Source organism: Halobellus limi (assembly GCF_004799685.1).
Taxonomy (GTDB): Archaea; Halobacteriota; Halobacteria; order Halobacteriales; family Haloferacaceae; genus Haloquadratum; species Haloquadratum limi.
In genome coordinates this window covers 1,398,853-1,407,567 of record NZ_CP031311.1, presented here as the reverse complement: position 1 = coordinate 1,407,567, position 8,715 = coordinate 1,398,853, and the positions used below count along the sequence as shown (strand labels likewise).

General features: G+C 65.7%; 12 protein-coding genes. 5 read left to right on the top strand and 7 right to left on the bottom strand.

Translation table 11 applies throughout. From position 1 onward, the window contains the following. Window positions 1-129 precede the first annotated feature (129 nt). Complete coding sequence (locus DV707_RS07180; RefSeq protein ID WP_103989937.1) at window positions 130-888, bottom strand: GNAT family N-acetyltransferase; 759 nt, start codon at window positions 886-888, stop codon at window positions 130-132. A gap of 147 nt (window positions 889-1,035) precedes the next feature. Between DV707_RS07180 and DV707_RS07175 the strand changes: the two genes are divergently transcribed. After that, a complete protein-coding gene (locus tag DV707_RS07175; RefSeq protein ID WP_103989938.1) occupies window positions 1,036-1,440 on the top strand; it encodes a DUF7510 family protein in 405 nt (134 codons plus the stop codon). A 57-nt stretch (window positions 1,441-1,497) separates the two neighbouring features. Here DV707_RS07175 and DV707_RS07170 read toward each other — a convergent pair whose 3' ends face one another. Then, complete coding sequence (locus DV707_RS07170) at window positions 1,498-2,523, bottom strand: glycosyltransferase family 4 protein (protein WP_103991190.1); 1,026 nt, start codon at window positions 2,521-2,523, stop codon at window positions 1,498-1,500. A gap of 130 nt (window positions 2,524-2,653) precedes the next feature. On the opposite strand from DV707_RS07170, the gene DV707_RS07165 reads away from it, so the two are divergent. Continuing rightward, the gene (locus DV707_RS07165) at window positions 2,654-3,334 is read left to right on the top strand and encodes a 2,5-diamino-6-(ribosylamino)-4(3H)-pyrimidinone 5'-phosphate reductase (protein WP_103989939.1); all 681 of its coding nucleotides are present in this window, start codon (window positions 2,654-2,656) and stop codon (window positions 3,332-3,334) included. Between the two features lie 135 nt (window positions 3,335-3,469). After that, window positions 3,470-3,808 (top strand): thioredoxin, encoded by a 339-nt coding sequence (gene trxA / locus DV707_RS07160; protein WP_103989940.1) that lies wholly within the window; start codon window positions 3,470-3,472, stop codon window positions 3,806-3,808. A 58-nt stretch (window positions 3,809-3,866) separates the two neighbouring features. Here the strand turns inward: trxA and DV707_RS07155 are convergent, their stop codons facing one another. Beyond that, window positions 3,867-4,055, bottom strand: coding sequence for a hypothetical protein (locus tag DV707_RS07155; RefSeq protein WP_103989941.1), 189 nt, complete (start codon window positions 4,053-4,055; stop codon window positions 3,867-3,869). Window positions 4,056-4,244: 189 nt separating this feature from the next. Between DV707_RS07155 and DV707_RS07150 the strand changes: the two genes are divergently transcribed. Then, entirely contained in the window at window positions 4,245-4,970 is a 726-nt protein-coding gene (locus DV707_RS07150; RefSeq protein ID WP_103989942.1) for a ribosome assembly factor SBDS, read from the top strand. 24 nt (window positions 4,971-4,994) lie between these two features. Here DV707_RS07150 and DV707_RS07145 read toward each other — a convergent pair whose 3' ends face one another. The 3 genes from DV707_RS07145 to DV707_RS07135 form a co-directional block, all read right to left on the bottom strand. Then, window positions 4,995-5,327, bottom strand: a complete 333-nt coding sequence (locus DV707_RS07145) for an FUN14 domain-containing protein (RefSeq protein WP_103989943.1) — start codon at window positions 5,325-5,327, stop codon at window positions 4,995-4,997. Between the two features lie 167 nt (window positions 5,328-5,494). Continuing rightward, window positions 5,495-6,331, bottom strand: a complete 837-nt coding sequence (locus tag DV707_RS07140; RefSeq protein ID WP_103989944.1) for a bacteriorhodopsin — start codon at window positions 6,329-6,331, stop codon at window positions 5,495-5,497. A 109-nt stretch (window positions 6,332-6,440) separates the two neighbouring features. After that, window positions 6,441-7,520, bottom strand: coding sequence for a hypothetical protein (locus DV707_RS07135; protein ID WP_103989945.1), 1,080 nt, complete (start codon window positions 7,518-7,520; stop codon window positions 6,441-6,443). Between the two features lie 342 nt (window positions 7,521-7,862). Here DV707_RS07135 and DV707_RS07130 point away from each other — a divergent pair, with 342 nt between their 5' ends. Then, window positions 7,863-8,348: an Lrp/AsnC family transcriptional regulator gene (locus tag DV707_RS07130; protein ID WP_103989946.1), complete on the top strand. Its 486-nt coding sequence runs from the start codon at window positions 7,863-7,865 to the stop codon at window positions 8,346-8,348. On the opposite strand, the gene DV707_RS07125 is transcribed toward DV707_RS07130, so the two are convergent. After that, window positions 8,349-8,537, bottom strand: coding sequence for a hypothetical protein (locus tag DV707_RS07125; protein WP_103989947.1), 189 nt, complete (start codon window positions 8,535-8,537; stop codon window positions 8,349-8,351). Window positions 8,538-8,715: the final 178 nt, after the last annotated feature.

The following is an 8,715-nucleotide window of genomic DNA, read 5'->3' as shown; positions in this document are numbered from 1 at the left end:
GCGTATTCCACCGCGAGCGAGGCCGAAGGCCGAGCGAGCGGCATTTTTCCCTCCAGGTTTTTGCGCGGTGGGTTCCCGCAGCGAGCGCAGCGAGCGAGGAAACCCACCGCGACAAAAAGGTGGGTGAATTTACAGGTAGGCGGCGTCCCAGCGGACGGGCTTGCGCCGGTTGCCGCAGTCGTTGCACTCCAGACGCTCCATCGTGTCGATAGCGATGTCGAAGCTCTCGTCGGCACCGCACAGCCACCCGTAGCGCTCCGTCCGCTCCTCGTCGAGGTAGACCGCGAAGAACGGCGCGTCCGATCCGCGCATCGACTCGTCGTAGGCGACGTAGACGGTCGTCCCGTCGTCGGTCTGGCGTCCGGCGAGTCCGGACTCGGTCTCCTCCTCGCTGTCGAGGAACGTGGTGAACACGCGCTCTTTGAACGCCTCCCCGCGGATCTCGACGGTCCGTTCGCCGACCTCGCTGAACCCCTGCTCGTCGTAGAAGGTGACGCCCTCCTCGTTCTCGGTGAGGACGCGGCCCTCCAGTCGGTCGACGCCAGCCGCGACGAGTTCCTGTCTGAGCCGCGCGAGGAGCTGCGAGCCGATACCGCCGCCGCGGTGTTCGGGCACGACGTGGAGCCAATCGAGGTAGCCGACCGTCTCCCGCCCGTCCGAGATCTCGCTCTGGGCGAACCCCACGACGGACCCGTCCTCGACCGCGAGAACGAAGATCTCCCGCTCGTCGTCGAGCGCCTCCGTCAGCCGATCGGTGCTGTACCACTTCTCGACGGCGGCGGTGATCGTCTCCTCGTCGATGGCGTGGCCGTACGAGGCGCGCAGCGACTCGGTGGCGACCCGCCTGATCTCGTCGACGTCTTCCGTCGTTGCGTCACGGATGTCCATACACCCCGTTTCGTCGTCCCACTACTTGACGTTCGGGGGCCATATATACTGGTTGCCGATACAGACCCGTGACGACCCGCCGGATTTGTTACCGAACCGTCACGGTCACGGCCGATCTATAAGTGGGTTCCGAATAATCGATCACCTATGGGTGCACGCGAGAGCGAGGAGACGGACGAACGCGGCTCCGAAGCGGAGAAAGAACGGGTCAATTTCACGGTGAACGTCGAAGACGGCGAGACCGTGATCGCGATGCGCGGCGACCGCGACACCGCGGTGATCGTCCGCTCGGCGTCCGGCGAGCGGATCTACCTGCCGCCGGAGGATTTCCAGCGGGAGGCCGAACGGTCGACTGACAGCCCGTATCAGGGCGCGCACGACGAAAGCCCGTATCGCGGGACGCAGCGGGACAGCCCGTATCAGGGCGTCCAGAGCGACAGCCCATACCAGGCGGCCAGACAGAGCCTGCCGAGTAAGGGCCTGGTCCCGACCGCCGACGGCTACCGGATCCGCCACCCGGAACCGGCGACCGACGTGCGCGTCCTGCGGTGAGACGCGCGGGCCCGCTTCACAGTCGGTCCGTTCGGACCGCCCGGGAGCGTCGGCCGCTCACAGAATCCGTTCGTAGAACGCGACCGTCTCCTCGACCACCTCGTCCCACGTGATGGGTTCGTACACCGGCGGTTCTTCGAGCGCGAGGCCGCGTTCGATCCCCTCGGCGATCGACGTCGAGTCCGGCGTCACTTCGACGACGCAGTCGTCCGAGAGCACCTCGTTGACGCCGCTTCTCGTCGCGACGACGCGCGTCCCCGCCGAGAGCGCCTCGGTGATCGTGATCCCGAACGGCTCCGCGAGGGAGGGCGAGACGAACAGATCCGCCGAGGCGTAGTAGTCGCCGAGCTCCTCCTCGGGGACGTAGCCGACCCACTCGATCCGGTCGTCGACGCCGAGCAGTTCCGCGAACCGCTTCAGCTGATCGGTGAGGTGGCCCGACCCGCCCATCACCAGCGTCACGTCGTCTCGCCGGAGTTTCTCCATCGCGTAGACGAGGTGGGCGATCCCCTTCTGGTCGGTGTGACGGCCGACGAAGAACAGCATCTCGCCGTCGATCCCGAGTTCCGACTTGTAGTCTCGGCCGGTCGTTTCGCACTCCGAGAAGCCGTTGTAGATGACCTCGCAGTCGCCGCCGTACTGTTCTCTAACGTCGGAGGCGGTGAGTTCGCTGACCGCGATGAGGTGGTCGGCGCGTTCGGCGAGTCGCCGCTCGGTCTCGACCTCCCGCTTCGGCGGGTCGAGGTTCCGATCGGTCGACAGCGAGTGGAACGTGGTCACCCACTCGACGTCCGTGTTCGACTTCGCGCGGGACCCGGGGCCGTAGCCGAACCAGTCGTGGGTGTGGATGATGTCGGCGTCTTCGGCCCGTTCGGCGAACGTCGAACTCATCCGGCCCACGCGGGTGATGATGTCGCCGTCGCCCGTCGGGACGCCGACGATTCCGTCCCGGTCGTCGGGTGCGTACTCCGACGGGAGCACGAGCTCGACGTCGAGGCCGCGCTCTCGCATCCCATCGAACAGTTCCCCGACGTGGGTGTCGAGCCCGCCGCTCACGTTCGGCGGAAACCCCCATCCGAGCATCAGGACTTTCGGCGACATCTTATTACGATAGTTCTCGCTCTCGCACATAAGTTCTATCCGTATTTTTCCCACAGTTCCGCCGGCGGCCCGTACCGAAATTCGCTTCCCCGACCCGCTCGAACACCGACGTATGCACGTCGTCGTCAACGCCGCCGCGAGCGCCGACGGGAAACTGTCGACGCGCCGGCGCGAACAGGTGACAATCAGCGGCCCCGACGACTTCGCCCGGGTCGACCGACTCCGCGCGGCGAGCGACGCCGTGCTCGTCGGCGTCGGGACGGTGCTCGCCGACGACCCGCACCTCACGGTCGACGATCCCGCGCTCCGCGAGGAGCGCGAGACGCGCGGCGACGCGGGGAACCCCGCCCGCGTCGTCGTCGACTCCAGCGGCCGCACCCCGCTCGACGCCCGGATCCTCGACGACGCGGCGACGACGTACGTCGTCGTCGCCCGCGACGCGACGGCGGACCGAAAGGCATCGCTCGCCGACGCGGGGGCCGAGGTTCTCGTCGCCGGCGACGAGCGGGTCGAACTCTCAGCGGCGCTCTCGAAGCTCGGTGAGCGAGGGGTCGAGGAGCTGATGGTCGAGGGCGGCGGGGAGATCATCTACTCGCTTTTCGCGGCGGGTCTCGTCGACGAACTCTCGCTGTACGTTGGATCGCTCGTCATCGGCGGCCGGGAGGCGCCGACCCTCGCCGACGGACCGGGCTTCGTCGAATCCTTCCCGCAGCTGTCGCTGCGGGAGGTGGGTCGCGTCGACGACGGTGTGCTCCTTCGGTACGACGTCGTAGGGTCAATCGAGTCCAGTTGACATCCTCTTTCGCCTGCAGGCCGTATATCGCGCCCGTTCAGCGTTTAACCCGTCACAAACGCCGCCGGGGCCGGTCGTGCGACGACCGTCCCAACCCTCGAAATAGGTAAGAGGCTCCCGCCAGTAGTCGTCGGTATGAGTACACCCGAAGCGACCGGCGCGCCGATCCACGTCGAGAGCGCAGACCACCTCGAAGAACTCCTCGGAGAGCACGACGTCGTCCTCGTCGACTACTACGCGGACTGGTGCGGTCCGTGTAAGATGCTCGAACCGACCGTCGAGGAGATCGCGGCCGAAACCGACGCGGCCGTCCTCAAGGTGGACATCGACGAACACCAGGACATCGCCCGCGACGCCGGCGTTCGATCGGTACCGACCCTGGAGTTCTACAAGAACGGCGAGGCGGCCGAACGCGTCGTGGGGGTCCAGGACAAGAGCGACCTCCTCGGCGTCATCGAACAGCTCTCGAACTGAGGCGTTCGCGTCGGTCGCGGCAGTCGCGAGAGACGGTTAGCCGCGGCCGTCTCTCGGACTACGCGTTTCGTTCGTTCGGAAGCCGTGCGACCTCGATGTCGTGTCCGGTCGATATCCGGTGTTCGTCGAGCCGTTCTTCGGCGTCGGAGGCGCGCGCGTCGACGGACTCCGTCGGGCAGTCGTGACAGACGACGTGGTAGACGTACTCTCCGTCCGCGTCCGAGTCCGCATCGAAGACCTGCGACATACCCCGACAGTCCCCCTCCGTTGGTTTAGTTAATCGTAGGTTATCGCTCTCGGGCGGGGCGAAGGAACCCGTTAATTCCGTGTTTTTCGCGTTCTCGTTACGATATTCGGCGAGCGTTTCTCGCCGTCGGTGCGTGCGCTGTGGCCGCGTCGGGGAGGGCTTTTTACCACGGAGGGAGAACATAGCGGTATGATCTCACTTGACGAAGCCGTGACGGCGCGACTCGAATCCCACGGCGAGCGCTTCGAGGTGCTGATCGATCCCGACGCCGCGCTGGCGATCAAACGCGACGAGTTCGAGGGGGAGTTAGAGGACGTGATCGCCGCCGAGGACGTCTTCGAGGACGCCTCCCGGGGCGATCGCCCCGCCGAAGAGGACCTGGAAACGGTGTTCGGGACGACCGACCCCCTCGAAATCATCCCCGAGGTCGTCCGCCGCGGGGAGATCCAGATCACGGCCGAACAGCGCCGGGAGATGCAAGAGCAGAAGCGCAAGAACCTGATCAACCGGATCGCCCGCAACGCGGTGAACCCCCAGATGGACAACGCGCCGCACCCGCCCGAACGCATCGAGCGCGCGCTCGAAGAGGCCGGCTTCCGCGTCGATCCGATGGAACCCGTCGAATCGCAGGTCGACGACGCCCTCGACGCGCTGCGGCCGGTCATCCCGATCCGGTTCGACGAGGTGACCGTCGCGGTCCAGATCCCCGCCGAGTACGCCGGCAAGACGCAGGCGCAGGTCCGCGAGTACGGCGACCTCGAACGCGAGGAGTGGCAGCCGGACGGCTCGTGGGTCGGCGTCGTGACGTTCCCGGCCGGAATGCAGAACGACTTCTACGATATGGTGAACGAACACACCTCGGGCGAGGCGGAAACGCGGATCCTCAAGGACAAAGACGAACTCAGCACGCGCTAGACCGACGCCGCAGCGAACCCCGGACTATCCCTTCTTGAACCCGACCAGGAAGCCGCCGGTGAACCCCGCCGAGACCGACAGCGTCGAGAGGATCGTCGAGAGCCAGTCCGGCGGCGTCCCGTCGGCCGCACCCTGTGTGGTCTTGAGGAGGCCCGCCGAAAGCCGCTCCCAGTCGACGGTGAGGATGCCGCGGGATTCGAGGAACTTGAAGAGCGCCAGTTCGAGGCCGACGATGATCGCGATGAGTTTCGCGACCTTCTTCGCCGCGAAGCCGATGATCCCGCCGATGACTGCCCCGCTCCCGAATTCGAGGCCGAGTTGCGTCGGATCCAGCGACAGTTGCAACGGGTCGAACATACCCGAAGTCCTCCGCCGCAGTATAAGTCGTTTGTGGAGGCCGCACCTCGATCCCCGACGTGAGTCCCGCGCCGTGTGGCGTCGGGCCATACTGATTACGCTCGTCTCTCCCACCGAGCGCCACCCCGTTGCCGGCGTTCGGCGGTGAAAAGCGAGCGTAATCAGTATCAGTCGTCGGCGGGGGACCCTCCGGAGAACGGCCCCCTCGCGTCCACCGAGACGATCGACTCGTTCGCGGCCACCCACCGGAGGAGGAGGAACGAGAATACGTACTTCGCGAGGATGTCGAGTCCGGAGTACCCCCACGAGGTGAGGCCGACGGACTGGACGAGCGCCAGCCCCTCGACGCCGAGCGCCCAGACGATCGGGTACCCCAGCCACAGGACGACCGTCAACAGCCTCAGGGTCTCGAAGATGTCGCTCGTTCCGGCGTCGGCCGCCGCCTTCGGCCACGTCCTCAGCAGGGCGTACAGGACGACGGCGAAGAACGCACAGCTGATTCCGTAGAACAGCCAGCGGAAGAGCAGAGAAGAGGTCGTCAGGGCGGCCGCGAGACCGGTCACGCACATCCCGACGTCGGCGGCGATGACCGTGAACAGGCTTCCCGCGTCGACGTCGGCGAGCAGCCCGAGCGCGAGAAGGATCATCGGCGTCGAGAGCGCCCACGTGAGATACCGCCCCCACTGGCTCATCACTTCCTCGCCGGCGAGCGCGTGTCCGGCGGGCATCTCGATGAATCCGACGGTGAGCCCGGACGCGAGCCCGAGGTAGCTCGAAATCGACACGAGCGGGATCATCAGCGTCGCCCCCCAGATCAGGCGGGCGCGCTGCGAGGTGACGTTCCGACCCATATACACGAAGAGCACGATCGAGAGGCCGGCCAGCGCGATGTTCACCCACAGGGAGGAACTGAGGAGCGCGTCCCCCTGGATCTGGGAGAACGCGTCGCTCTGTGTCGCCTGCAGCAACACGTCGGTCGCCTTCACAGTGCTTGGTGGTAGCATACGACTACGTATATGTTTCAATACGATAAAAATCTTTTAGCAGATCGTTATTTTATTCGATCTCAGGTGCCGAATCGTTTGAATATGAATCTTTTGGCCGTCGACCGGATCACTCCACCGTGACGAGGCCCTCGGTGGAGTTGAAGTGGATCCGGCGGTCCTCGCTGACGGTGAGACTGACCCGAGCCAGCGCCAGCTCACCCGCCGGGCGGTCGACCTCGACGACCGAGCCGCGAGTCGTGAGGTCGTCCGTCTGGATCCACGGGTCCGTGTAGTAGCCGTGGAGGCGGACACCCCGCTGGGTTTCCTCGACCCGCGTCCACCGGTGCTCGACGGATCCGGATCCGTACCCGGTTTCGACGGCGACGACGATCGAGTCGTCGAAGTCGACCTCACGGAGGCGCTGCCGCGCGGGCTCGTCGAGCGCGTCCAGGTCGAGCAGCGTATCGCGGGTGGCTCCGTCGGCGACGAGCGTCACCCAGTACAGGTTCTCCTCCCAACCCCGGTGCCGCAACGGCGGGCGAGCAACACCGCGGTGCGCCAGGGTGGTGAAATCGAGAGATGGCGTCGTCGCCATCGCGTCGCCGAGATACTCCTCGTTCCACCCGTCGCCGTCGCCCGGATCCTCGGGTGTCTCCGGGCGCTCGATCGCGTGCGGGGGCGCATCGACCCGCGGATCGGCCGCGAGGACTTCGGTGTGTGGGTACTCCACCGGCGTGAAGTCGACCGCGACGTCGCCGGGACCGGCGTACCTGACGCCGACGTACCCGTCCACCCGCTCCGGCGTCCGCGCCACGTCGAACGCGAGTTCTTCCGACACGGCCGCGTCGCCGACGGCGACCTCGAACGTACGGGTCGTGCCGGGCCGTCCGATCCGCGGGACCAACGCCGTGCCCGTCGGTCCGACGGTTCGCTCCTCCTCGACGAGAACGGCTCCCTCTGAGTCAGTGACGGTGAGGGCGAACTGTCTCGGCTCGGACGTTTCGTTGTGCAGTAACCCGTCGATGGAGCGGTCGGCGGCGTCTGGTTCGGGCGGGGTTTCGGAGGTCGGCTCCCTGGTGTCGGTACTCGACCCCGTCGTGTCGGTGGTCTCCCCCGTCGGAGTCGCTCCGGAGTCGGACCGAAGACAGCCGACGAGCGGCGTGGTGAGGGCAGTTCCGGTGGCCGCGAGGTACCTGCGACGGTTCATCCCACTCCGAGGTCACCGGCCGGTAGTAAGTGCCTTCGGGGGAACCGTCGTGTCGAGATGATCGACGGATACCGCCACGCTGGGGGCAGTGTTCAAATAAGCGATTGCTGCCGGAACACCACCGCTGGGTGGGATTGAAAGGGGCCGCCGTCTCAACGAACCTGGACGACGTAAGGACCGCAGGACGGAGTCTGAGGACCGCAGCGAGTCCCGGGAGTCGAGACGGCGGGGGCTTTCGAGTACGTCTCACCGCCGATTCCACTTCTCTCGTTATCTGAACAGTACCCACGCTGGGAGGCGCAACATACAACCCATACGACTCGAAATGACACCCATCGAAATATGGACGAACGCGACATCCGCCTGCTGAAGGCCATCTCGGATCTCGGAACGGGCAGTCCCGAGCGCCTGCACGAAGAGACCGACATCCCCGTCTCGACGATCCACTACCGGCTGAACAACCTTCGAGAGGCCGGTATCATCGAGAACGACCTGTACGACATCGACCTAGAGGAGGTCGGCCTCGGCGTGACGGTGCTCGTCGAGTTGCTCACCGACTACCACGGCTCACACCACGACTTCGAGGAGAAGATCCTCGCCGTCGAGGGGGTCTCGCAGGCGTACTTCACGATGGGCGAGACCGACTTCGTCGTCGTCGCCCACCTCCCGGACCAGGAGATGGTCGAGCGGCTCATCACCGACCTCGAGACGATCGAGGAGGTCCGCCGGACGAACTCGACGTTCGTCGTCTCGACGCTCAGACACAGCACGCGGCCGTTGCAGAACTACGACCTGGAGACGCTGTTGGCGGAACTGAGCGACGAGTGATCACTCGGTGACGTAGTACGACCAGAACGTCCCGCCGCAGGTGCTGCACGTGTTTTCCGCCGCGCCGTACTTGCTTTTGAGATTGCTGCCCGGCGAATCGGTGGTCACTCCGTCGAACTGTGATCCCGGTGCAGTGGTCGCCTTCGCTTCCTTCCCGCAGTGGGGACAGACGACGTCTACGATCGCCATAGTAGCCGGTGACTGCGTCTACGCATTAGTTGTTGCTATCTGTCTATTCTCTGAATCGAAACGCAGCCGTCGGCCGGTCGTCGGTGGCAGGACTGTCGTATCACTACTCACTGTCGTTCGCAACAGAACGGGCCGGACGCGAGTGCAATTATCGGCGCTCTGCACCTGTCGCTGAAGC

Coding starts and splice junctions, on each gene's coding strand:
- DV707_RS07180 (WP_103989937.1), bottom strand. CDS start 888: ATGGACATCCGTGACGCAACGACGGAAGACGTCGACGAGATCAGGCGG.
- DV707_RS07175 (WP_103989938.1), top strand. CDS start 1,036: ATGGGTGCACGCGAGAGCGAGGAGACGGACGAACGCGGCTCCGAAGCG.
- DV707_RS07170 (WP_103991190.1), bottom strand. CDS start 2,523: ATGCTCGGATGGGGGTTTCCGCCGAACGTGAGCGGCGGGCTCGACACC.
- DV707_RS07165 (WP_103989939.1), top strand. CDS start 2,654: ATGCACGTCGTCGTCAACGCCGCCGCGAGCGCCGACGGGAAACTGTCG.
- trxA (WP_103989940.1), top strand. CDS start 3,470: ATGAGTACACCCGAAGCGACCGGCGCGCCGATCCACGTCGAGAGCGCA.
- DV707_RS07155 (WP_103989941.1), bottom strand. CDS start 4,055: ATGTCGCAGGTCTTCGATGCGGACTCGGACGCGGACGGAGAGTACGTC.
- DV707_RS07150 (WP_103989942.1), top strand. CDS start 4,245: ATGATCTCACTTGACGAAGCCGTGACGGCGCGACTCGAATCCCACGGC.
- DV707_RS07145 (WP_103989943.1), bottom strand. CDS start 5,327: ATGTTCGACCCGTTGCAACTGTCGCTGGATCCGACGCAACTCGGCCTC.
- DV707_RS07140 (WP_103989944.1), bottom strand. CDS start 6,331: ATGCTACCACCAAGCACTGTGAAGGCGACCGACGTGTTGCTGCAGGCG.
- DV707_RS07135 (WP_103989945.1), bottom strand. CDS start 7,520: ATGAACCGTCGCAGGTACCTCGCGGCCACCGGAACTGCCCTCACCACG.
- DV707_RS07130 (WP_103989946.1), top strand. CDS start 7,863: ATGGACGAACGCGACATCCGCCTGCTGAAGGCCATCTCGGATCTCGGA.
- DV707_RS07125 (WP_103989947.1), bottom strand. CDS start 8,537: ATGGCGATCGTAGACGTCGTCTGTCCCCACTGCGGGAAGGAAGCGAAG.